The organism is Gemmatimonadota bacterium, from assembly GCA_016720805.1.
Classification (GTDB): domain Bacteria; phylum Gemmatimonadota; class Gemmatimonadetes; order Gemmatimonadales; family GWC2-71-9; genus Palsa-1233.
On the sequence record JADKJZ010000002.1, the window covers coordinates 218,834 to 241,617 of the forward strand.

General features: G+C 69.1%; 27 protein-coding genes. 20 read left to right on the top strand and 7 right to left on the bottom strand.

Going from position 1 to position 22,784, the window contains the following annotated elements; all coding sequences use genetic code 11:
- Positions 1–58 precede the first annotated feature (58 nt).
- The 9 genes from IPP98_04260 to IPP98_04300 all read left to right on the top strand — a co-directional run bounded on the left by IPP98_04260 (position 59) and on the right by IPP98_04300 (position 7,490).
- Complete coding sequence (locus IPP98_04260; protein MBL0178327.1) at positions 59–850, top strand: MOSC domain-containing protein; 792 nt, start codon at positions 59–61, stop codon at positions 848–850.
- Positions 851–1,006: 156 nt separating this feature from the next.
- The gene (locus IPP98_04265) at positions 1,007–2,146 is read left to right on the top strand and encodes a hypothetical protein (protein MBL0178328.1); all 1,140 of its coding nucleotides are present in this window, start codon (positions 1,007–1,009) and stop codon (positions 2,144–2,146) included.
- A 140-nt stretch (positions 2,147–2,286) separates the two neighbouring features.
- Positions 2,287–3,789: a Gfo/Idh/MocA family oxidoreductase gene (locus IPP98_04270; GenBank protein MBL0178329.1), complete on the top strand. Its 1,503-nt coding sequence runs from the start codon at positions 2,287–2,289 to the stop codon at positions 3,787–3,789.
- Between the two features lie 16 nt (positions 3,790–3,805).
- Positions 3,806–4,252, top strand: a complete 447-nt coding sequence (locus IPP98_04275; protein MBL0178330.1) for a DinB family protein — start codon at positions 3,806–3,808, stop codon at positions 4,250–4,252.
- Positions 4,253–4,316: 64 nt separating this feature from the next.
- A complete protein-coding gene (locus IPP98_04280; protein MBL0178331.1) occupies positions 4,317–5,018 on the top strand; it encodes a DUF481 domain-containing protein in 702 nt (233 codons plus the stop codon).
- Between the two features lie 105 nt (positions 5,019–5,123).
- Complete coding sequence (locus IPP98_04285; protein MBL0178332.1) at positions 5,124–5,915, top strand: DUF481 domain-containing protein; 792 nt, start codon at positions 5,124–5,126, stop codon at positions 5,913–5,915.
- A gap of 37 nt (positions 5,916–5,952) precedes the next feature.
- Positions 5,953–6,558: a YdeI/OmpD-associated family protein gene (locus tag IPP98_04290; GenBank protein MBL0178333.1), complete on the top strand. Its 606-nt coding sequence runs from the start codon at positions 5,953–5,955 to the stop codon at positions 6,556–6,558.
- A complete protein-coding gene (locus IPP98_04295) occupies positions 6,551–7,078 on the top strand; it encodes a putative metal-dependent hydrolase (protein MBL0178334.1) in 528 nt (175 codons plus the stop codon). The genes IPP98_04290 and IPP98_04295 overlap by 8 nt, the downstream gene beginning before the upstream one ends.
- Before the next feature lie 46 nt (positions 7,079–7,124).
- Complete coding sequence (locus tag IPP98_04300; GenBank protein ID MBL0178335.1) at positions 7,125–7,490, top strand: hypothetical protein; 366 nt, start codon at positions 7,125–7,127, stop codon at positions 7,488–7,490.
- Positions 7,491–7,553: 63 nt separating this feature from the next.
- On the opposite strand, the gene IPP98_04305 is transcribed toward IPP98_04300, so the two are convergent.
- Both IPP98_04305 and IPP98_04310 read right to left on the bottom strand, forming a co-directional pair.
- The gene (locus tag IPP98_04305) at positions 7,554–8,117 is read right to left on the bottom strand and encodes a RidA family protein (protein ID MBL0178336.1); all 564 of its coding nucleotides are present in this window, start codon (positions 8,115–8,117) and stop codon (positions 7,554–7,556) included.
- On the bottom strand, positions 8,114–9,595 hold the full coding sequence (locus IPP98_04310; protein ID MBL0178337.1) for a bifunctional metallophosphatase/5'-nucleotidase: 1,482 nt from the start codon (positions 9,593–9,595) through the stop codon (positions 8,114–8,116). The genes IPP98_04305 and IPP98_04310 overlap by 4 nt, the downstream gene beginning before the upstream one ends.
- A 127-nt stretch (positions 9,596–9,722) precedes the next feature.
- Here IPP98_04310 and IPP98_04315 point away from each other — a divergent pair, with 127 nt between their 5' ends.
- From IPP98_04315 to IPP98_04325, 3 genes are all read left to right on the top strand, one after another.
- Positions 9,723–10,616, top strand: coding sequence for a hypothetical protein (locus IPP98_04315; GenBank protein ID MBL0178338.1), 894 nt, complete (start codon positions 9,723–9,725; stop codon positions 10,614–10,616).
- A 141-nt stretch (positions 10,617–10,757) separates the two neighbouring features.
- Entirely contained in the window at positions 10,758–11,216 is a 459-nt protein-coding gene (locus IPP98_04320; protein ID MBL0178339.1) for a DUF411 domain-containing protein, read from the top strand.
- Positions 11,213–11,428, top strand: coding sequence for a hypothetical protein (locus IPP98_04325; GenBank protein MBL0178340.1), 216 nt, complete (start codon positions 11,213–11,215; stop codon positions 11,426–11,428). The genes IPP98_04320 and IPP98_04325 overlap by 4 nt, the downstream gene beginning before the upstream one ends.
- Position 11,429: 1 nt before the next feature.
- Here the strand turns inward: IPP98_04325 and IPP98_04330 are convergent, their stop codons facing one another.
- Positions 11,430–12,200, bottom strand: a complete 771-nt coding sequence (locus IPP98_04330; GenBank protein ID MBL0178341.1) for a 1-acyl-sn-glycerol-3-phosphate acyltransferase — start codon at positions 12,198–12,200, stop codon at positions 11,430–11,432.
- A 136-nt stretch (positions 12,201–12,336) separates the two neighbouring features.
- Between IPP98_04330 and IPP98_04335 the strand changes: the two genes are divergently transcribed.
- Complete coding sequence (locus IPP98_04335) at positions 12,337–13,413, top strand: M20/M25/M40 family metallo-hydrolase (protein ID MBL0178342.1); 1,077 nt, start codon at positions 12,337–12,339, stop codon at positions 13,411–13,413.
- A gap of 12 nt (positions 13,414–13,425) precedes the next feature.
- Here IPP98_04335 and IPP98_04340 read toward each other — a convergent pair whose 3' ends face one another.
- Genes IPP98_04340 through IPP98_04355 form a run of 4 tightly spaced genes read right to left on the bottom strand, consistent with a single transcriptional unit; the run spans position 13,426 to position 17,440 of the window.
- The gene (locus IPP98_04340; GenBank protein MBL0178343.1) at positions 13,426–14,469 is read right to left on the bottom strand and encodes a HEAT repeat domain-containing protein; all 1,044 of its coding nucleotides are present in this window, start codon (positions 14,467–14,469) and stop codon (positions 13,426–13,428) included.
- Positions 14,470–14,478: 9 nt separating this feature from the next.
- Positions 14,479–16,140, bottom strand: a complete 1,662-nt coding sequence (locus IPP98_04345) for an ATP-binding cassette domain-containing protein (GenBank protein ID MBL0178344.1) — start codon at positions 16,138–16,140, stop codon at positions 14,479–14,481.
- Complete coding sequence (locus tag IPP98_04350; protein ID MBL0178345.1) at positions 16,137–16,874, bottom strand: energy-coupling factor transporter transmembrane protein EcfT; 738 nt, start codon at positions 16,872–16,874, stop codon at positions 16,137–16,139. The genes IPP98_04345 and IPP98_04350 overlap by 4 nt, the downstream gene beginning before the upstream one ends.
- On the bottom strand, positions 16,871–17,440 hold the full coding sequence (locus tag IPP98_04355) for a hypothetical protein (GenBank protein ID MBL0178346.1): 570 nt from the start codon (positions 17,438–17,440) through the stop codon (positions 16,871–16,873). Before IPP98_04355 ends, IPP98_04350 begins: the two co-directional genes overlap by 4 nt.
- Positions 17,441–17,508: 68 nt before the next feature.
- Between IPP98_04355 and IPP98_04360 the strand changes: the two genes are divergently transcribed.
- The 7 genes from IPP98_04360 to IPP98_04390 all read left to right on the top strand — a co-directional run bounded on the left by IPP98_04360 (position 17,509) and on the right by IPP98_04390 (position 22,746).
- On the top strand, positions 17,509–17,895 hold the full coding sequence (locus tag IPP98_04360) for a PDZ domain-containing protein (GenBank protein MBL0178347.1): 387 nt from the start codon (positions 17,509–17,511) through the stop codon (positions 17,893–17,895).
- On the top strand, positions 17,892–18,353 hold the full coding sequence (locus tag IPP98_04365) for a GAF domain-containing protein (GenBank protein ID MBL0178348.1): 462 nt from the start codon (positions 17,892–17,894) through the stop codon (positions 18,351–18,353). The genes IPP98_04360 and IPP98_04365 overlap by 4 nt, the downstream gene beginning before the upstream one ends.
- Positions 18,350–19,189 carry an alpha/beta hydrolase gene (locus tag IPP98_04370; GenBank protein ID MBL0178349.1) on the top strand — a complete coding sequence of 280 codons (840 nt, stop codon included), beginning with the start codon at positions 18,350–18,352 and terminating at the stop codon, positions 19,187–19,189. Before IPP98_04365 ends, IPP98_04370 begins: the two co-directional genes overlap by 4 nt.
- Positions 19,186–19,821 carry a hypothetical protein gene (locus IPP98_04375; protein ID MBL0178350.1) on the top strand — a complete coding sequence of 212 codons (636 nt, stop codon included), beginning with the start codon at positions 19,186–19,188 and terminating at the stop codon, positions 19,819–19,821. Before IPP98_04370 ends, IPP98_04375 begins: the two co-directional genes overlap by 4 nt.
- Position 19,822: 1 nt before the next feature.
- Positions 19,823–21,541: a DNA polymerase/3'-5' exonuclease PolX gene (gene polX / locus IPP98_04380; protein MBL0178351.1), complete on the top strand. Its 1,719-nt coding sequence runs from the start codon at positions 19,823–19,825 to the stop codon at positions 21,539–21,541.
- Positions 21,541–22,197 (top strand): endonuclease III, encoded by a 657-nt coding sequence (gene nth / locus IPP98_04385; GenBank protein ID MBL0178352.1) that lies wholly within the window; start codon positions 21,541–21,543, stop codon positions 22,195–22,197. The genes polX and nth overlap by 1 nt, the downstream gene beginning before the upstream one ends.
- Before the next feature lie 99 nt (positions 22,198–22,296).
- The gene (locus IPP98_04390; protein MBL0178353.1) at positions 22,297–22,746 is read left to right on the top strand and encodes a peptidylprolyl isomerase; all 450 of its coding nucleotides are present in this window, start codon (positions 22,297–22,299) and stop codon (positions 22,744–22,746) included.
- The last annotated feature ends 38 nt before the right edge of the window (positions 22,747–22,784 follow it).

Sequence of the window (22,784 nt, forward strand, 5' to 3'; positions counted from 1 at the left end):
CCGTTCAGGCCCTCCTAACGACTAACGACCAACGACCAACGACTATACTACTTCCCGAATGCACCTCACCTCGCTCCACCGCTATCCCATCAAGGGCTGCCGCGGCCATGCGCTCGCCTCCGCCGAGGTCGATGCACTCGGCCTCGTCGGCGATCGCCGCTTTCTGGTGGTCGACAGCAACGACCGCTTCGTTTCGCAGCGGGAGGCCGCGGTGCTGGCGACGGTCACCCCGACCTTCGATGGCAGCATCCTCACCGTCGAGGCGCCAGGGGTCGAGGCGCTGGTGCTTGAGCTCGATCCGCAGGGCGCCTCGCGCGACGTGACGATCTGGGATGACCAGGTCACCGCCACCGACCAGGGCGACCATGCGGCCGAGTGGTTTGCCGAGGTGGTCGGCCATCCCTGCCGGTTGGTGCACTTCGGCGGCGAGGCGACCAGGCGGCTCGATCCGCGCTACTCGCCCAGGCCCGACGCGGAGACCGCCTTCGCCGACGGCTATCCGGTGCTGGCGGTGTTGCAGGAATCGCTCGACGACCTCAACCGTCGCCTCGCGGTACCAGTCCCGATGGAGCGCTTCCGTCCCAACGTCGTCCTCACCGGCGCGCCGGCCTGGAGCGAGGACACGTGGACCACGCTCACGCTGGGCGACGTCACCTTCGACGCGGTGAAGCCGTGCGCGCGCTGCACCGTGCTCACCGTCGATCAGCAGACCGGCGCCCGCGATCCGCAGCAGGAGCCGCTCCGGACCCTCGCGACCTTCCGGAACATTCCCGGACGCGGCACGATGTTCGGGGTGAATCTGGTGCCGAGAGGAAGTGGAGTTGTGAGCGTTGAGCAGGATGATCGATGATCGATCGGTGTGGGGGCCCTGTCATCCCGAGCGAAGCGAGGGACCTGCGTAGTCGCGGGCACGCAGATCCCTCACGTTGTTCGGGATGACACGCTCCATCGATCATCGATGATCGATCATCGATCATCCCTGTCACCTCTTATCGACCTACGGCCCATGACCCTCCGCCTCTACTACAGCAACGCCACCCTGCGCGACTTTCCGGCCACCATCATCGGTCACGACGGCGACCTCACGCGCGTCGTCCTCGATCAAACCGCCTTCTACCCCACCTCGGGCGGCCAGCCGCACGACACCGGGATGCTCGGCGGCGTGCCGGTGGTCGACGTGATCGACGACGAGGAGCGGATCATCCATGTCCTGGCAGCGCCGCTGCCGCTGGGCGCGGTGCGCGGCGTGGTCGATGCCGTGCGGCGCACAGATCATATGGAGCAGCACACCGCGCAGCACCTCCTCTCGGCGATCGCGGCCGACACGTTCGGGTGGGAGACGGCGTCGGTGCATTTCGGGGCCGAACACTCGACCATCGAGTTCGCGGTGGCGTACGGCAGCGGGGCACAGCTCGCCGAGCTGGCGTCGCGCGCCCAGGCGGCCGTGCGCGCGGCGTTGCCGGTCACCGTGACCTTCGAGGCATCGGCCGACGCGGTCGCCGCCGGACTCCGCAAGGCGCCGCCGCGCGAGGGTGAGTTGCGCGTCATCACCATCGCCGGGCTTGATCGGAGCGCGTGCGGCGGGACGCATGTGGCGAGCACCACGGAGATCGGACCGATCGTGCTCACCGGCGTCGAGAAGGTGCGCGGCCATCTGCGCGTCGGCTTCCTCGCGGGCGGGAGGGTGCTGGCGCATCTGGCCGAGCGTGACGCGCTGGTCGCGGCGTTGGCGCGGGCGCTCTCGTGCGCCGAGGATGAGCTGGCGGTGCTGGTGCCGAAGCGGCAGGAGGAACTCCAGGCGTTGCGTGTCCAGCTCGCGGCACTCGAGACGGAGCTCGCGGGGCATCGGGTGCGGGCATTGCTCGCCGCCGCGACGCCCGATGCCGATGGCGTTCGCCGCCTGGTGCATCACGCCACCACCGAATCGGCCACACTGCTCAAGGCGATGGCTCAGGCGGTGGCGGCCGAGCCGAAGGCCGTCCTGATCCTGGTCTCGACCCCGTCGGTGGTGCTCGGCAGCAGTGCCGACAGCGGGGTCGACGTCGGGGCCCTGCTGAAGGCCGCGATCGCGGCGCACGGCGGCAAGGGTGGTGGCTCGCCGCGGCTGGCGCAGGGGGTCGTGCCGTCCGGATGGCCGATGCCGTAGGGGCGACGCCTGCGTCGCCCTCTCGGTCGCGATCCTCGTACGGGCGACGCATGCGTCGCCCCTACACCCACTCGGAATGCCGATGTAGATTGGGCTCAATCCCCGCCACAACATCGTTACCCTCAACGCCAGGGCCGCTCATGTCGCGTCGCAAGGTCAATCGTCGTGATTTCATCGCCACCTCCGGAGCCGCTGCTGCCAGCGCCATGATCGTGCCGCGGCATGTGCTCGGCGGTCAGGGCTTCACGGCGCCGAGCGACATCGCCAACATCGCGGTGGTGGGCGCTGGTGGCATGGGCGCCAGCAACACGACGCAGATCCTCTCCGAGAACCTGATCGCCGTTGCTGACGTCGACTTCGATTACGTCGATCGGCGCGTCGGGCCCGCGGTCAACCGCGACGGGACGCCGAACAAGCTCCATCTGGCGCATGCCAAGGCGCGCCGCTATGCCGACTTCCGCGAGATGCTCGACAAGGAGAAGGGGATCGACGGCGTCATCATCGCGACGCCCGACCACACGCATGCCGTCGTGGCCAAGGCCGCGATGGAGTTGAAGAAGGCGGTCTACGTCCAGAAGCCGCTCTGCGCGACGGTCGCCGAGGCGCGGATGCTCGCCAAGCTGGCGGCGTCGAGCGGCGTGGTGACGCAGATGGGCAACCAGGGGCATTCGCGCGAGGACACGCGCCTGATCCGCGAGTGGATCCAGGCCGGGCTGATCGGCGCGGTGAAGGAAGTGCACATCTACACCGACCGCCCGCTCGGCTACTGGCCGCAGGCCGTCCCGCGGCCGATCGCGGAGGGCGGGAAGATGCCGCCGATGCCGGCGCCGGGCTCGCAGTGGAGCCAGGGCACCATCAACAACATCCTCGCCAACGGGATGTCGGCCAACGTGGTGAAGCCCGATTCGCTCAACTGGGATCTCTACCTCGGCCCCGTCCCCGAGATCCCCTATCACCCGATCTACCACCCGTTCACCTGGCGCGGCTGGCTCGACTTCGGCGGCGGCGCGCTCGGCGACATGGGTGCCCACCTCGTCGACGGCCCCTTCTACGCGCTCGGCCTCGACTACCCGACCACCGTCGAGGGGTCGTCCACCCCGTTCGGCGGGCCGCGCACGAATCCGGCGTCATTCCCGATGGCGACCAACGTGCAGTGGGAGTTCGCCGCGACGCCGACGCGCCCCGCCTTCAAGATGTTCTGGTACGACGGCGGCCTCATGGCACCGCGGCCGGCCGCGCTTCCCGACGATTTCAAGTACGTCACCGAGGGTGGTGTCTTCATCGTCGGCGAGAAGGGAGTGCTGGTGCATCAGACGTATGGTGCCAAGCCGCAGCTCTTCCCGGCCGCCCTCATGGAAGAGGCCAAGAAGGTTCCCAAGACCGAGCGACGCGTCACCACGACCCACGAGATGAACTGGGTCAATGCGATCAAGGGCACCGACGTGACGTCGTCGCCGATCGAGTACGCCGCGAAGCTCGTCGAGACGATGCACCTCGGCGTCGCCGCGGTGCGTCACGCGGCCGCACTCAACTCCGGCCCGCAGAAGCTCCAGTACGACGGGGCGAAGATGGCATTCACCAATCAGGTCGGCGCCAACCAGTACCTCACGCGGCCCTATCGTGCAGGATGGAACGTGGTCTGAGGCGCATCCACCCCCGATGCTCACTCGCCTCCTCGACCACCTGATCTGGGCCGACCTCCGCACCGCGGATGCGCTCGCCACATTGCCGATGCCCGACGCCGAGCTGCTGCGGCTCTACGCCCACCTGCTCGGCGCCGAGGCGGTGTGGCTGGCCCGGATTGCCGGGCGCAGCGGTGATGTGCTGGTGTGGCCAACGCTCTCCCTCGAGGAATGTCGCCAGCTCGCGGCCACCAATCACGCCGAGTTCGTGACGATGCAGGGCGCCCTCGACGATGGTGACGGCGAGCGGGTGGTCAGCTACGCCAACACGCGCGGTGAGCGCTTCGACAACACCGTGAACGAGATCCTCCATCATGTCTGCCTGCACGGGATGTATCATCGCGGCCAGGTGATGCTCGGCATCCGGCAGGAAGAGGGGACGCCAATCTCGACCGATTTCATCGTCTTCGCCCGCGGCGCATAACCACCCCGCAGGACCGCCGGCCGAGGCAGGGAACTCCCTGCCTCGGCCGTTTTATTATTGGCGCATGATCACCTTCCTTCTGGCGATGAGCGCCCTCGCGCCCGCCGACACGGCCAAGACCGTGAAGTTCACCGTGGACGCCGGCTTCGTGAACACCACCGGCAACACCGAGATCACCTCCGTCAACCTCGGCAACAAGATCGAGGCCACCCAGCGCGGCTGGAAGTTCACCCAGACCGGCGGCGTGGTCTACGGCAAGAACGACGGCGAGGTCAACACTTCACTCTGGCTGGCCTCGCTGCGGGGCGCACGCGATCTCTCCGCGAAGGTCTCGCTCTTCGTCGTGACGGAGTTCGACCGCAATACCTTCGCCGGCATCTCCTCGCGCTATGCGCCGCAGCTCGGCGTCGCCGCGAAGCTCGTTGATGCGGAGAAGGACAAGCTCCGCGCCGAGGTCGGCGGCGGCTACACCTGGCAGAACGCCGTGGCGGTCGGAAAGAGCGCGGAGTTCGCGGCCGGTCGCGGGGCGCTGCTCTATGCGCGCCAGCTCGGCCCCAAGGCGAGCTTCGGGCAGACGCTGGAGTTCCTCCCCAACTTCAAGACCAGCGACGACCTGCGCATCAACAGCGAAACCGCCCTCACCGCGCCGCTGGCGAGTGGCGTCGCGATGAAGGCGAGCTACGTGATCCGCTACGACGGGCTCCCCGAAACGGGCTTCCGCAAAACGGATCGGATTCTCACCACGGGGCTGCAGCTGGCATTCTGATTGGGCCGGGGGCGTCCGGGCCGCGGAAGGGTTACCTTCTGGGGATCCGGGCGCCTGGCTGGTGGCGGGCGTCGTCCTGTCGCGTCGTGCCCGCCGGAGCCACCTATGCTGCATGTCGCCCGCTGCGCCCTCCTGCTCGCCCTGCTTCCCGCAGGGCTGGTGGCGCAGGCGGGCACCACACCGCCGCCGACGGGCGCGGTGCCCCCCGCAGTGGCGCCGGCGCCTGCGCCGAAGCCCCCCAGCGTGATCAAGTTCACCGGCGATCTCGGCTACGTCAGCACCGCGGGCAATTCGTCGGTCCAGACCTTGAACCTCGGCGACCGGGTCAGCGCCAAGTTCGGCGTGGTCACCATCTCGCAGCAGTTCTCGCTGGTCCACGGTCGCAGCAAGGGGAAGACGGTCACTTCGCTCTATCGGGCGCAGGTGCGCTCGGACTATTCCCTGCAGGCCACCTTCGGGCTCTATGCCCAGGTGAACTACGAACGAAACGTCTTCGCGGGCCTGGCCTCGCGGGTCGCGACCAACACCGGGCTCACGGCACTGCTGCACGCCGACCCACGCCACCGCTGGTTGCTTGAGGGCGGCGTATCGGTCACCGCGCAGCGCTCGGTCGATCCGGTCACCCGGCCGAACCAGGACTTCCTCGGTGGGCGTGCGGCGACGTCGTACACCCACAGGCTCGGCGCCAAGGCGTCATTCGCACAATCGGTCGAGCTGCTGCCGAACTTTCGTGACCGGGAAGACCTGCGCATCAACACCGAGAGCACCGTGGTGGCGCCGATCACCAAGGAGGTCGGCGTCAAGCTGAGCTACGTGATCCGCTACGACGGCCTGCCGCAGCCGGGCTTCCTCTCGACGGACCGCCTCTTCACCTCCGGCATTCAGATCACGCTCTGATGGGGATGCGCTCGATGTCTGGTTGCGAGCCACGCGCATGACGTCGCCCCGCCCGCCGCTGGCCGAGCCGCCCGACCTGCGAGCGGCGCTCCGAGCAGAACCGGCGCTGCGCAAGGTGTTCAGCGCGCTCGCCTATACCCATCAACGGGAACACATCGAGGCGCTGCTCACCGCCAAGAAGCCGGAGACGCGGGCGCGGCGGCTGGCGAAGACCCTCGACATGCTCCGCAGCGACCAGCCAGCGCGCGTTGCCACCAATTCCACCCGGCCGACCGTCGCCAAGATGGGGCTCCGCGCCGGGCAGCGGCTGCTGGTGCTCGATGCCGACACAGCGGCGCGCGCGACCTTCGCCACGTTGCCCGCCGGTGTCGAACGCCTCAGTCGCGCGGCAACGGCAAATGCCGACGTGGTGGTCCTCTACGCCCTCACGGCCGAGGCACTCGTCCGCCGACTCCCGACGGCGCTCAAGGCGCTCGTGGCTGGTGGCACGCTCTGGGTGGCGTATCCGAAGCAGTCCTCCGGCCGCGCCACGACGCTCACCCGCGACCACGGCTGGGCGGCAATGCACGCCGCCGGCTGGCGCGGCATCACCCTGATTGCCTTCGACGACCACTGGTCTGGAGAGAAATGTCGCCATGAGTGACCCACGTTATCCCATCGGACCCTTCGTCGCGCCCACCGGGTGGGACGACCATCTCGTGGCGATGTGGCGCGGCGCGATCGCCGAACTGCCGCGCGCGCTCCGCGCCACCGTCTCGACTCTCGACGATGCCGCGCTCGACACCCCGTATCGCGACGGGGGCTGGACGGTGCGCCAGATCGTCCACCATCTGGCCGACTCGCACCTCAATGCCTACCTGCGCTTCAAGTTGGCGCTGACCGAGGAGAATCCGGTCATTCGCCCCTATTCGCAGGAGGCGTTCGCCAAGCTCCCCGACTCGACGCACCTCACGGTGGCGCCGTCGCTGGAGATGCTCGAAGGACTCCACGTTCGCTGGGGGATGCTGCTGTCCACCCTTGACGACGCGGCGTTGCACCGCACCTTTGTGCACCCCGAGTACAACAAGACCTTCACCCTGGGCCACACCCTGGCGCTCTATGCCTGGCATGGCCAGCACCATACTGCGCAGATCATCGCCCTGTGCAACAGCCGGGGTTGGTAGCGGCACCGCAGCTCACGCTCGTTTCTTCCTTTCTTGGAGATCGCAGATGGAGCGACAGAAGGTCGTCGGAATCGGGGGCATCGTCCTCTTTGCCGACAATGCGGATTCCCTCGCGCACTGGTACGAGCGCCACCTCGGCCTCTTCTTCACCCGCGAACCCGGCAGCCACGAGTGGTGGTGTGACTTCGGCGGCCTCTCCTTCTCGATTCATCAGGCAAAGCACCCGCTCGCACACGACCGGCGCCAGGTCGAGATCACCTGGTACGTGAACGACCTCGACGCCCTCACCGAACAGCTCGGCGAACTCGGCGTCACCCTCGCCGAACGGCAGGAAACCATCGACGGCGACTTCGCCTGGCTCGATGACCCGGAAGGGAATCGGGTGGAGTTGTGGCAGGCGCCGGGCAACTGAGCTGATTTGTAGCGACTGGTTATCGATCATCGATGATCGATCATCGATGATCGATGGCCAGATTCATGACCCCGGACCCATCCTGCTCCGATCCGGAAACTCACTCCTCAGCTGTGCCGTCCCCTCGATCATCACCCGCATCGCCGCTTCGGGCAGGGCACTCACGCCGACCACGGTGAGGGCCGGTGGCGCGTCCTTCCCGAGCACGTCGAGGATGGCGGTGCGCACGGTCTCGACGGCCTCGGTCGAGGGATCACGGAGGTAGACGGTCAGGCGGACCACGTCGCCGGGGACGCCGCGCGCGGCGCGCACGACGGTGACGAAGTTCCCAAGTGCCTGGCGGACCTGACCATTCAGGTCGGTGCCGACGAGGCGGCCGGCCGAATCGACCGGCACCATCCCCGAGACCTGCACCGTGAAGCCGACGCGGACCGCCGCCGGCATGCCGTCGAGCGTCGGGACGGAGGGTGCCACGATCCGCTCTGGTGTGGCGGAGGGCGTCGGCATCATCCCCGGCGGGGTGCGCGGCGCGGCGGGCGCGCAGGCGGTGAGGGTCAGTCCGATGGTGAGCAGGGCAGCGGCAGTCGGTCGCATCGTCGTCCGGGGGATGAGGGGAAGGAGTCTCATGGAGCGCCGTACACCGCACGCAGCCGATCGATCACGGCTTGGCGGATGTCGCGGTACGTGGTGATCGGTCCGAGCCCGGCGTTGCCCGGGGCGAGGTAGCCGAGGCCTTTCTCCTTGCCGGTGAGCAGGAAATCGGTGGTGGCCACGGTGTAGCGCCTCGTCGGGTCGAGTGGTGCGCCGCCGACCAGCCAGCGGTCACCGTCGCGCGTGACACCCACGGGATGGAGATAGCCACCGGTGCCGCGATTGGCCTCGCCCTGCTCCAGCACCTGCGCGAGCAGCGCACCGGTCATCGTCGTGCCGCTGACACGGCCCCCGAAGGGGAGGATGCGGATCACGTCGTACTGGGTCACCGGACCCGGAGCCAGGACATCGTCGATGCGGATCGAGCCGCCGTTCATCAGGCCGACCTCCGCCCCGGGCACTTCGGCGCGCAACGCCTCGGCGATCACCGTCGTGAGCCGACCCGGCCGTACCCGCACCGTGGCCTCGCGGCCATCCAGTGCCTCCGTCAGCGTCGTGACCGTGGCCCGCGGCTCCATCCCGGCCGCGCGGTAGGCCGAGTCGCCACGGGCGACCCAGGTGCCCACCTCCCGCGCGACGGCCGGATCTTCGCGCAGGGACGAATCGATCGGCACGAAGCGCACATCGACCACCGGCCGGGCACCGCGGCCCGCCACCGTCAGCCGGACCAACGCAACGCTACGGACATTGGCATCCGCCTTCACGATCGGCGTGAAGTGCGCGCCGCGGCGGATCAGGTAGTTCTCGTGCTCATGGCCGCCAATGATCAGCGCGATCTCGGGCAACCGTTCCGCCAGTTGCTGGTCGGCCGCGAGCGTCTGGTGCGTCAGCGCAATGATGACGTCGACGTTGCTGTCGGCGAGGGCGGCAACCTCCCGGGTGGCGGCGGTCAGCGGCTCCTCGAAGCGCGTCCAGGCCGGAGCGTTGTCACGCAGCATGACCGCGAAGAGTCCCACCCGAAGGCTCCCACCCGGGGTGCGCACCCGCAGCACCGTGCTGGCCACCGTGTTGGGAAAGCGCTTCCCGCTGCTGTCGACGACGTTGGCGATCACCACGGGGAAGCGGGCTTCCGCCATCCGGGCCCGGAACTCCGCCTCCCGCAGGTCGAATTCGTGATTGCCCAAGGTGGCCCAGCTCACGCCGACGGCGTTCAGGACCGATACCATCTGGCGGCCGGCCAGTCGCTCCCCCCCGATCTCTGCCAGGCCGAGGGCCGACGGAGAGAGGAAGTCACCACCGAGGGTGGTCACCACCCCGGGCAGGGTCCGGCGCAGCTGCTTGGCGAGGGTCGCCACTCGGGCCAGACCGCCGATCTGCCCGCCATCGATGGCACCGATCTCGTAGACGTCGTTGAAATGCAGGAAGGTCGCCGTTCTGGGCGCCCGCCCCTGAGCCGGGGTGGCTCCCGGGAGGGTGACGAGGAGGGCGAGCAGCAGGCTCAGGGCACGGCGCATGGCGGGTCCGGGAAAGAGGCAACTCCGCAATCTGCCCCCCCGGGGGGCTGGCCCGCCAGCGCTCGTCTGTGCATCGTTCCGCCCGCGGGGCGTCCCCCCCGTCGTTCACCTTACAGAGGATGTTGCCATGCGGAAGATCGGTCTGGCCCTTGCGGCCGTCGTTGCCCTGAGCGGCTGTGTCAGCAAGAAGTCCTACGACCAGCTCGTGCTCGAACAGCAACGGGTCACCGAACAGAAGGACTCGCTCGTCGCGGATGTGCTCGCGGCCACGCAGATGGTCACCGAGATCAACACCGATCTCGCCCGCGTCAAGGCGCTGGGCGTCTCGCCGGTCGCCGGCGGGGATCGGCCGCTCGCCGGCCGCGCCGAAGAGCGCGCGGTCCTCCTCGGCAAGGTGCGCGAGGTGATCGCCCGCCTCGACGCCGCCGAGCAGCAGATCGCGGCCCAGAAGAAGCGGATCGGCGGGCTGTCGGCCGAGCGGACCAAGCTCGTTGCCCAGCTCGATACCTTCCAGAAGTCGATCAATGACCTCCGCGTCGCCGCGCAGGAGCAGGAGGCGATGATCTCGGAACAGAAGGTCCAGATCGCGACGCTGACGTCGCAGGTCGACACGCTGAACCAGAAGACGGTGCAGCTGACCACCGAGAAGACCGCGGTGCAGGACACCCTCGTCCGCGTGATCGACGAGAGCAACGTCGTGTACTATGCCGTCGGTACCAAGGAGGAGCTGCTCAAGCGCGGCATTCTCGTGACCGAGGGGAGCAAGTTCCTGGTCTTCGGGAGCAAGACGCTGCAGCCGGCCCGCGACCTCAAGCCGGAGCTCTTCCAGCGGCTCGATCGCCGTCGCGACACCATCCTCACGGTGCCGGAGCCGAACAAGGAATACCGCATCGTGACGCGGCAGAGCGCCTCCTTCCTCGCCTCGACCGTGATGTCGAACGGCAAGGTGAAGGGTGACCTGCACATCTCGTCGCCGGAGTTCTGGGACGGCGGGAAGTTCCTGATTCTGGTCAGGGATTGATCTTTAGGCGTTAGTCATTAGTCGTTAGTCGTTAGTTGCGTGATCGGAGGTCGCTACCCGTGGTTCATGATTCGGGTGTGACTAACGACCAACGACCAACGACTAACGACTAACGACTTTCGTCTCCAACCGAGCACTCCCATGCGCCTCCGCTCCCTCCTCCCCACCCTCCTTCTCCTCGCCGGCGCCGCATCCGTCGCGGCGGCCACTCGCGCTCCGGCTCCGGCACCGCTGGCAATCCGCGTGGTGAAGTCGCCGTCCTGCGGCTGCTGCACGGCGTGGGTGGACTACCTGAAGACCAAGGGCTTCACCGTCACCGTCGAGGCGCGTGAGGAATTCACGGCGCTGAAGCGGGCGAACGGCGTGACGCCGGCGCTGGAGTCGTGCCACACCGCCTTCATCAACGGCTATGTCGTGGAGGGACACGTCCCGGCCGAGCTGATCAAGCAGTTGATCGCGACCAAGCCGGCGGGTGTGAAGGGCATCGCGGTCCCCGGGATGCCGATCGGGTCGCCTGGGATGGAGCAGGGGCCGCCACAGCGTTACACCGTCTACACCTTCGATGCGAAGGGGAAGGCGACGGTCTTCGCACAGCGATGAGTGAGGATCGGGTGGCGCAGATCCGCGCCGCTGTGCTTCGGATGGTGATCGGCGTCATCGCGGTGGATGCGGTGGCGCTGATCGTCTTGTATGTGGGGCACATCGACCAGCGGCCGAGTTGGCGCTGGCCGATGCTTGGCGTCTGGCTGCTCGCGACCCTCGCCGTGGTGCTCCCCGGGTTGCGCGCGGTGCGGATCGCCCGACGCGGCTAGCCTACTGCGGCTGCGGCTCCCGTGCCAGTTCGTCCCGGAGCCGGTTCCGCGCCGTCAGGATCCGCTCCCGCACCCGCTCCCGCAGCGCCGGCACATCCGCCATTGTCAGCCCTGCGGTCGGCTCGGCCGCCAACACCTCGACAATCGCGTGGGTCGTCCCGATGCGCCAATCGTGCTTGGCGATCGCGTGGCGCGTGCCGTAGAGCGCCAACGGGAGGATCGGGACGCCGGCCTCGACCGCCAGCCGGAACGCGCCGTCCTTGAACGGCAGCATCGCCTCCTCCGGTGAGCGCGTCCCCTCGGGGAAGATCATCACCGAGACATGGTCCTTCAGCCGGCGCTTGCACTCGTTCATCGCGTCCTTCGCGCTGGTGCCGCGCCCCCGCTTCACCCCGATGTCCATCGCCGCCCAGAGCAGCCAGCCGAGGAACGGGATCCGGAAGATCTCGACCTTGCTGAGCCACTTCATCTCCCACGGCAGGTGGGTGAGCAGCAGCATGTCGGCGAACGACTCGTGGTTCGACACCACCACATACGGGTGCCGCGGATCGGCCGGCATCACGCCCCGGGTCTCGAAGCGCCAGCGCGGCGTGATGAACGCCACGAACGGCCCGATGTTCCGGAACCAGCGGCCACCCCGGTAGTTCCAGCGATCCCACGGCCACGCCACCGCCCGGTAGAGCAGCACGCACGGCAGGGTCACCACCAGCGCCATGGCCAGGAGGGTCCAGGTCCAGATGGAGGCGAGGGTGGTTCGGAAGCGGGTGGGCATGGGGAGCAAACGTAAACGGTGAACGGTGAACGGTGAACGGGGGTGGGGGCCATGGGGTAAGGCCCCGTTTCACGTTTCACCCCTCGCCCCGGCCGTCACCGTTCACCGTTCACCGTTCACCATCTATTATCCCCGCATGAACCAATCTTCCATCGACCTCCTCTCCCGCCTCCTCGACGCCCCCGGCCCCTCCGGCTTCGAGCGGGCCCCGGCCCGCCTCTGGCGCGAGGCCGCCGCCTTCGCCGATGACGTTCACGCCGATGTCGGCGGCAACTCGTTCGCCACGGTGCACCCGGCGAGCGGGCCCTCCGGGGCGCTTCGGGTGATGTTTGCCGGGCACATCGACGAGATCGGCGTGATGCTCGTCCACGTGGACGAGCACGGCTTCTGTTACTTCGAGCCGATCGGGGGCTGGGATCCGCAGGTCTTCGTCGGGCAGCGCGTCGTCCTGCTGGGCCGCAACGGCGCCGTTCCCGGGGTGATCGGCAAGCAGGCGATCCACCTCATGGATCAGGTCGACCGCGACAAGCTGTCGAAGCCGCACGACCTCTGGATCGACATCGGCGCCACGTCGCGGGCCGAGGCGCTGGCGCTCGTCGCGATCGGCGATGCCGGGGTGCTCGGCTCGACCGTCACGCATCTGCCGAACGGTCGGATCGTCTCCCGCTCGCTCGACAATCGCATCGGAGCGTTCGTCGTCCTCGAGGCGCTGCGCCGACTCGCCGCCGATCGTCCCGCCCTGTCCGTGACCGCCGTAGCGACCACCCAGGAGGAGATCGCCTACAGCGGCGGTGGGGCGCGCACCTCGGCCACCTCGTTGGCGGCCCATGCCGCCATCGTGGTCGATGTCACGCACGCGACCGACTCGCCAGGGATCGAAAAGAAGCGCCATGGCGAAGTGAAGCTCGGCGGTGGCCCGGTCCTCTCGCGTGGCGCCGCGGTGAATCCGGTGCTCTTCGACCTCTTGGTGGAGACGGCGACGGCAGAAGGAATTCCATTCACGGTGCAGGGCGCGGCGAGGTACACCGGCACCGATGCCGATGCCATCTTCACCGCGCGCGGCGGCGTGGCGACGGCCCTGGTGTCGGTGCCGCTGCGGTACATGCACTCACCCAACGAATTGGCGGCGTTGAGCGACATCGAACATGCCGCAGCGCTGTTGGCCGCCACGGCGCGTCGACTCGAGCACGCCACCGACCTCATCCCGCGCTAGCCGGAGCGCGCGTCAGGCCAAGGCGCGCCGGGCATCCGGGGTGTCGATGTGTTCGAGGGCCCGCCAGGCGGCGGTGCGCACCATTTCCTCGTGGTGTCTCAGCAATCGCGCGAGCGTCGGCACCGCCGTGACCATCATCCGACGGCCTGCTGCTTCGGCCACGTCCGACACCACCTGCGGGTCGCTGCCCGTCAGTGCCGCCAGGATGGTTCCCTCGGCGTCCGGCATCTCCGCCAGTGCGGCGATGTAGGTACGTCGGGCGGCGCGGTGATGGGCGTCGCGCATCACTTCGACAATGGCGTCCGCGGCTTCGGCCCCGAAGGTCGTCAGCGCCTTGGCAATCACGCCAGGGGACGTCGGCTCGGTGAGTCGACGCGCCATCGCCTCGAGCACGCGGGGCGGGGCCAGTCGACGCCGCTCCGCACGCACGCTCACGGCATCGACGGCCGAGACGTCAAGGTTCGACAATTCGAGCAATACCTCGGCCAGCGTTGCCTCGTCGTTGTCATCCGCTGCCGCCCGACCACGTTCGAGGATCGGGTCGAGGCGTGTCGACATCCCCGCGCGCTCGACATCGGTGGTCCCGAGGGTGAGCATCTCGCCACCACCCCACTCATCGGTCGGTATCAGGCGCGGGGCGACGCCCGCGACACCGCCCGGCGCGCGGGCGGCAGACATCGGTTGCACACTGGCGCCCGGGACAATGGCGAGCAGTGCGGCGACGAACGAGGCCGGGTCGGGGTATTGGACGGGCGCCCCGACGAGCAGTTCGACGAGATCCCGCCACCGCGATGACTCCACCTGGGGTGGAATGCTCAGGCCACCCAGGCGGAGTTTGGCCAGCGCCTCGACGACCTGGGGGACGCCCGGCGCATTCGAGGGAACCGGGATGCCATTGACCAGGAGACCATCGTCATTGACCGCGATGGCGACCGCCGAGCCCCCGACGGCGCGCGCCAGCAACGACACCGCGCGCGCGTAGCTGGCCGGATCCTTTCCGGAGGCACTCGCCTCATGCAACGACGAGGCGAGCAGGGCGATGAGTGGCACGGGCATTGGTGGAATCTAGCGCGTTTGGCGGCGCGAAAGCGCGGCCGCGACCGCCAGCTGACGATCCGCCCCGGGCGGAAGGTCGAGGGCGAGGGCGGCGACCAGTGTGGCGGGAAGGTCATGCCCACCGGCGGTGAGGATACTCCGGGTCGCCCCGTCGCGAACGATCTGCCCATCGCGCAACCAGAGGGCCCGGTCGAGTGCCTCGTGGGCGAAGGAGGCGTCGTGCGTGATTGCCACCACCGCCCGCCCGCGCGCCACTCGCGCTCGGACGACGCCCGCGACTCGGCTGCGGGACGCCCCGTCCAGCGCGGCGGTCGGCTCGTCGAGCAGCAGGAGTTCCGGGTCGGTCGCCAACACCGCGGCCAGTGCCACCAGGCGACGCCGTGGCACGGGCAGGTCATAGGGGTGTTCGTCGATCACGTCGTCGAGCCCGAGCTCGGCGAGCACCGCAGCGACGGCCTCGTGAACGCGTGCGCTGCTCCACCCCGCGAGCCGGGGTCCGACCGCGCACTCGGCCCGCACCGACGCCGAGAAGAGTTGTCGTTCCGGTTGCTGAAAGAGGAATCCCACAGCGGGGGCCAGCTCTTCCGGGTGGCGGCCGCGCGTCTCGAGGCCGCGCACCGTCACGGTGCCGGAGGTCGGGTGGTCGAGTGCCATCGCCAGCCGCAACAGCGTCGACTTGCCGGCGCCGTTCGCGCCGAACACCCCGACCGCCTCGCCGGCGTGCACCGAGACCGAGACGCCGCGAAGCACCGCGGGGCCATCGCGATAGGCGAACTGCACATCGCGGCATTCGAGCAATGGTGTGCCGGCCGCGAGCGGCGCCGCGATCATCTCGACGACCCCGGTCCGTGCCGCGAGGCCAACGGCACCCAGCAACGGCGCAGCGAGGATCGGGCGCGGGGCCGGCATCTGCGCCGCGGCCGCCAGGGCGGCTGCCTCGGTCGTCGCCGCACCGGTGGCGAGGATCGCATCGCCCGCGAGTAACGGCGCCGGCGCACCGTCGAGTGCCACGGTGCCGTGTTGCAGCACCACCAAGCGATCGGCGATCTCGACGATCGTGTCGGCTTCGTCGCAGGCGATCACCACGGTGGCACCGCCCCGCGTCAGCCCGCGCAGCCACCGCTGCACGTGGGCACGGCTGGTCGCGTCGAGGGCGGAGAATGGCTCGTCGAGCAGCCAGAGCGTGGGTGACGTTGCAGCGAGCGCCGCGAGCAGCACGCGCTGCTGTTCGCCACCGGAGAGCGCACGAGGCGCCCGATCGGCGAGATGCCCGATGCCAAGCCGCTGCATCGCGTCGTCTGCGGCGGCGCGAATCTGCTCCACCGGCCAGCCGAGATTCATCGGCCCCACGGCGATCTCGTCGCGCACCGTTGCGGCGATCCCGCTCAACTGCAAGGCGGGAGTCGGACCGAGATACGCGATGCCGTGCGGGAGCGGGGCGAGCGTTGCGACGTCCCGACCGTCGAGCAACACCTCGCCGCGGCGTTCGCCACCGGTGAGACGCGGCGCGAGCCCGGCCATCGCCAGCAGGAGCGTGCTGGTGCCACTGCCGAGCGCGCCGGTGAGCCAGGTCACCGCGCCGGGCGCGACGTCGAGCGTCACGCCGTCGAGCGCCCAGTGTGATTGCGCCGGATAGCGAATGCGCAGTGCCCGCGTCGAGAGCGTGCTCATCGCATCACGCGCCACCAGAGCGTCACCAGCACCACCGCGAGTGCGCTCCAGCGGACCAGCCGATCGAGGGCCCCGTCAGCGGGTGGATCCAGCGCCGTGCGGCGTCCCGGCGCGGTGAGTCCGCGGGTCTCGAGCGCGAGCGCCTGCTCGTCGGCCTCGGTCAGCGACGCCAGCAACAACGGGAACACCAGGGCGGGGATGGCGCGCGCGCGCGTCGCGATCGATCCGCGCACCTTGAGGCCGCGCGTCCGTTGCGCTTCACGCAGCCGGGTCGCCTGTTCGCCGAAGCGACTCATGGCGTCGAGCGTGGCGACGACCAGGAACGCCACGCTGAAGGGCCAGCGCCGTGCAATCGCCGCCTGCAGAAAGCGGTGCGGGTCGAAGGCGCGGGCAAAGGCGAGCGACGCGGTGACGATCGCGGCGAGTCGGCTCCCCTGCTCGACGGCCCATGCCATGCCGGTCGCGGAGAGGGTCCCGCCCCACGGGGCGGCAATCCGCGGCCCCTCGCCCAGCACGCCATGCATCAGGAAGAGGAGGACCCAAAGCGGCGCGGCAAGCAGCATTCCGTGCCGCACGGCGCGCCCGACGCCGGTCAGGAGCGCGACGAGGCAGACGGCGGCGTAGAGCAGCGGCGGGCCATTTGGTGCCGGAACCAGCACCGCCAGCAGCACCATCGCCAGCGACACACTCCCGGCGGTGAAGGGGTGCGCCCGCGCGGCGAGGCCTCCGCTCATCGGCCGACCGCCTTGGCGCCGAGCGGGAAGCGGCCGAGAATCCGCCGCGGCAGGGCGCGCAACAGGGCGCCGACGACGAGGAAGGCGGCCGTCTTGTCGAGGACATCCGTCGAAAGGGAGGCGGCGGTGACCGCCACCGAGAGCGGCGCCCCCAGCGAGCGGAGCAGGGTGCTGACCGCCGTCACCCCGCCGGCCGTGACACCTCGAAACAGCAGGTAGGAGATCACCGAGGAGGCCGCGCCGCAGGCCAGTCCGGTCCCGACACCCCAGAGGCCCGTCCGCCACGACCCTCGGAAACCGCCGCTCCGCGCCGCCGCCACGGCCAGCACGGCGACCAGCCACTGGAGCGGGGTGAACGCCATCCACTGGTACCCGGAGAGCATCCCCGAGAGCAGTTGGGAAATCGTTCCCACCAGTAGTCCGCCGGGGAGGCCAGCCAGGACCGCGACCAGCATCGTCCCGAGGGTATCGAGGTAGACCGGGAGCGAGAGCTCGTTCACGATCCGCCCGATGACCAGGTTGATGGCGACGGCGGCGGGGATCAGGGCGAAGAGGCGTGGTGACACGGCACCCGGCGTGGTCTGGGGGGAGTGGAGCCACTAGAATCTAGGGGTACCCTAACCTGGAACGCCCAATGCGCATCCTGACCGCGCTTCTTGTCCTTGTGCTTGCTGCCTCCCCGCTGGTCGCCCAGCAGACGGTCGACCCGAAGAAGCCCGCCCCGGCGCCCGCCATGCCGACCACCGGCTACGGCGCCTGGTTCGGCTCGATCCCCGACATGGACAACTCCACGACCGGGATCTTCCTGAACGGCGTCACCGCCGGATCGCCCGCCGAAAAGGCCGGGCTCAAGGCCGGGGACACGCTGCTCAAGATGGCCGGCAAGCCGACCATCGACCTGCAGTCGATGACCGAGGTCCTCCGCGCCCACAAGCCGGGCGACACCATCACCGTCGTCTTCCAGCGCGAAGGCGCCGAGAAGTCGGTGGCGGTGATTCTCGGCGTGCGGCCCGGTTCGTGAGTCAGCCGGTGCTCGATGCCGATCGCGTCGTCACGCGACTGCGCTCGGCGTTCAACCACGCGGCCCCGCGGCAGGAGATGCTGACCCTCGCCGCGGAGCTGATCCAGGGGGCGGGCGCGCCGTACACCTCGGTGTACCTCTACATGCTGCACGGCAACGAGCTGGTGCTCGAGGCCTACAGTGGGCGCGACACCGAGCACGACCGCATCCCGGTCGGCAAGGGCGTCTGCGGCACCGCCGTTGCCACGGGGCAGGACCAGAATGTCGGCGACGTGCAGGGCCGCGAGAACTACATCGCCTGCAATCTCTTCACGCGCTCGGAACTGGTCGTGTTGATCCGCCGCGGTACCCAGATCCTCGGCCAGATCGACGTCGACTCCGATGTCCTCGATCCATTCACCCCCGAGGAGGAGCGCGCCGTGCGGCAGGTGGCGGAGGCGCTCGCCGTCCTGCTGTGACGGAACGCACCATCACGCGCCACGTGCGCGGCGTCTCGCTCTTCGAGCGGCGCATCGGCGAAGGACCCGAGGTCGTCGTGCTGCACGGCGGCCCCGGTGCGCATCACGACTATCTCCTCCCCGGCATGGATGCCCTCGCAACCCACCGCACGCTGGTCTACTACGACCAGCGCGGCGGTGGCCGCTCGCCGGTGGCGCGCGATGTTGCCGTCGGGTGGCGCGAGCAGGTCGCCGATCTCGAGGCACTGCGCGATGTCTGGGGGCTCGAGCAGCTGGATCTCCTCGGCTACTCGTGGGGCGCGCTGTTGGCCATGCTCTACGCGGTGACGCATCCAACGCGCGTCGCCTCGCTCGCGCTGGTGTCACCGGCGCCGGCCGCCAAGCAGGAGCGCGCTGTCTACGAGGCGGCACTCGCCGCCCGCAATGCCACGCCCGCGCTCCTCGCCGAGCGCAAGGCGCTGCAGGAGAGCGGGCTCCGCGCGCACGACATTCCGGCCTACAATCAACGCCTCTTTGAACTCGCCGTCGCCGGCTATTTCCACGATCCGTCGCGCGTCGGCGAGTTGACGCCGTTCCGCCTCACGGGTCGGACGCAGCAGGAAGTCTGGAACTCCCTCGGCGAAGACTTCGACCTCCGCCCCGCGCTCCGCGAGCTCGACGTGAAGGCGATCGTCGTGCACGGTGACGACGATCCCATCCCGCTCGCGACCGCCGAGGCGACCGCGGCCGCCCTGCGCGCGCCCTGCATCGTGCTGCACGACTGCGGGCACGTGCCGTATGTCGAGGCACCCGCGGAGTTCCTCGCCGCGCTCGACCCGTTCCTGCCGCGCGCATGAGCGACCGTCCGCATCCGTTCACCCTCGTCTTCGGCGGGCTCGCGGCGGAGCACTTTCCCGCGGTGCGCGACGCCGTGGGCGATGCGCCGGATCTTGACCACTTCCTGCTGGCCGAGGCGGTGGTGGACCTGTTGCACGGGATGCGGCCGGACGAGGGCGTCGGCGAGGCGATGGATGACTTCGTCGCCTTCACGCACGCGGCCTACTGCTACTGGGCGGCCGGATGCGTGACGCGGCACGTCGACCAGGCCACGACGGAGCGCCTCTGCGCGCCGACGATGGCGATCGGCACGCCGCCGCAGACCACGCAGTACATTCAGATCGCCCCGCGGCTGGTCTGGGCCCAGTTGTCCGATGGCGAGCCGCACGAGCCGCTCGACGGCTGGTTTGTGCTCCCCGATGGCGACGGGCTCCGGATGGTGGCGTGCTTCGGCGTGCATCCCGAACGTCCCGGGCTGGCGGTGGTCGTGGTGCAAGGTGATGCCCCTGGGCCGATGGCCCGCGAGGATGGCGTCGCGCTGTTTGCGCCGACGATGCCCGGCGGCGATACCGCAGGATTGCATTCGGTCGCGGCCCCTGAGGAGTTGATGCTGCTCGGGTGGCGCGCGGCCCGGATCGGAGAGGAGCGCTGAGATGGCGGTGATGGATCGGACGGCAGTCGCGCGCGCGCTCGACCAGATCGCGGACTACCTCGAACTGAAGGGCGAGAACACCTTCCGCGTGCGCGCCTTCACCGCCGCCGCCAAGACGGTGGAGGGCTTCGCCGCACCACTCGAAGACGCCATCGCCGACGGCTCGCTTGCCGACGCGAAGGGCATCGGCCCTGCCATCCTGCAGACCATTACCGAACTGGTGCAGACCGGGCGTGCCGAGCTGCTCGAGGAGTTGCGGCGCGAGGTTCCGCCCGGGCTGGTCGAGATGCTGCAGCTCTCTGGCCTCGGCGTTTCCAAGGTGCGCGCCATCCACCAGACGCTGGGCATCAACACGCTGGCCGAGTTGGAAATTGCCGCGGGCGATGGTCGCCTCGCGGCGCTGCCACGGTTCGGCGAACGGACCGCGCAGAATGTCGCCAAGGGGATCGCCTTCCTGCGGCAGGCAAGTCAGTCGCGGCTGATCCACCATGCACACGACGAGGCCGAAGGGCTCGCCGAGGCGCTGAGCCGCGTGCCGCACGTCGTGGCGGTGCACATCGCCGGCGAAGTCCGCCGCCGGATGGAAACGGTGCGCGAGCTCGTCGTGGTGCTGGTCGCCGACGTCCCGCCGGAGGAGATCTTCCGTGCGTTGAGCGCCCTGCCGGGTGCCCGCGAAATCGCCGGGCAGGACGAGCGTCGTGCCACGCTGCGGCTCGCGGCCGGCACCGCGGTGCAGGTCATCGTGACCCCGCCGCAGAATCTCGGCGCCGTCCTCGTGCAGGCCACCGGCAGCGCGGAACACCTCGCCGCCCTCGCGGCCCATGCAACGTCGCGCGGCTTCACGCTCGCCGGCACCGCGCTCTGGCAGGGCAGTCGCTTCGTCCCGACGCCGAGCGAGGAGTCGCTCTATCACGCGCTCGGCCTGCCCTGGATTCCGCCCGAACTCCGCGAGGCCGGCACCGAGCTGACGGCACCGGTGCCCCGGCTGCTTGAGCGCAGCGACCTCCGCGGCTTCCTGCACTGCCACACCGTCTACTCCGATGGCAGCAACACGGTGGCGGAGATCGCGGCGGCCTGCCTGGCTGAGGGCTACGCCTACTGCGGCATCACCGACCACTCGCGCGCCGCGGCGTACGCCGGCGGGATGCAGCCGGATGACCTGCGTCGGCAGTGGGACGAGATCGATGCGGTCAACGCGGCGATGCCGGGGATCCGTGTCCTCAAGGGGATCGAGAGCGACATCCTCGCCGATGGGGCGCTCGACTATCCCGACGACATCCTCGCCGGCTTCGACTTCATCATCGGCTCGGTGCACTCCCGCTTCACGCTCACGCGCGAGGAGATGACCGAGCGGATCTGTCGCGCCCTGACCTCGCCGTATCTCGCGATCCTCGGCCACCCCACGGGGCGGCTGCTGCTCGCGCGCGAGGCGTACCCGATCGACCTTGATCGCATCTTCGAGGTGGCCGCGGCCAATCAGGTGGCGATCGAGATCAACGCCGATCCGCACCGGCTCGATCTCGACTGGCGCGTGCTGCGCGCGGCGCGTGCCGCCGGCGTGATGATCACCATCGGGAGCGATGCGCACACGGTGGCGGGACTCGCCAACGTGCGCTGGGGCGTCGGTGTGGCACGGAAGGGCGGCCTCGGCCGGGACGACATCCTCAACTGTCGCGACGCCGACGGCTTCCTCCGCTTCGCGCGCGCTCGTCGCCCCTGATGGCGCGGGAGACCAGGGCCGCCAAGGCGAGCCGCGTACTGGAACTGCTCGCGCGGCTCAAGGCCGAGTATCCCGACGCGCACTGCGAACTCGACTACCGCAACGCCTTCGAGCTGCTCGCCGCCACGATCCTCTCGGCGCAGTGCACCGACGTGCGGGTCAACCTGGTCACGCCGGCGCTCTTTGCCCGCTACCCCGATGCGCACGCGCTCGCCGCCGCGAAGCAGGAAGACGTCGAGGAGCTGATCCGCTCCACCGGCTTCTTCCGCAACAAGGCGAAGTCGCTCATCGGGATGGCCCAGGGATTGGTGGCCGAGTTCGACGGCGAGGTGCCCCGGACCATGGCCGAGCTGCGGCCGCTCCCCGGTGTCGGCCGGAAGACGGCGAACGTCGTCCTCGGCAACGCCTTCGGCCTCAGCGAGGGGATCACGGTGGACACCCATGTCCTCCGTCTCTGCCGCCTGCTGGGCCTCTCCCGGGCCACCGATGCGGTCAAGTTGGAACAGGAGCTGATGCCGCTCATCCCTCGGGACGACTGGGCGCTGGTCTCGCACCTGCTGATCTGGCACGGGCGGCGGGTGTGCATTGCGAATCGACCCAAGTGTGGGGAGTGCGTGCTGAATGACCTGTGTCCGAGCCGGCAGGATGATGGATGATGGATGATGGATCATGGATGATTGATCGGCATATTCATCATCTATCATCCATCATCCATCATCCTATATTTGACGCTTCACCTTTTGAGGATCTCCACGATGTCCAAGACTGCCACTCTCGTCACCGCCCGCGGCACCATCACGGCCGAGCTCTATCCAGAGGCCGCGCCGGGGACGGTCGAGAATTTCGAGAAGCTTGCCAACAGCGAGTTCTATGATGGCGTGCGGTTCCACCGCGTCATCAACAACTTCGTGATTCAGGGTGGCGATCCGCTCTCGAAGGATCCGAACAACCCGCGCGTCGGCACCGGTGGCCCGGGCTGGACCATCAAGTGCGAGACCAAGGGCAACCCGCACAAGCACGCGGCCGGCTCGCTCTCGATGGCGCATGCCGGCAAGGATACGGGTGGCTCGCAGTTCTTCATCGCGCACTCGCCGCAGCCGCACCTCGATGGCATCCACACCGTCTTCGGGCAGGTGACCGAGGGGATGGACGTGGTCAATGCGATCAAGCAGGGCGATGTCATCACCTCGATCCGGGTGAGCTGACCCTGCACGTCGAACTCGCAGCCCTCGCCGACTATGCC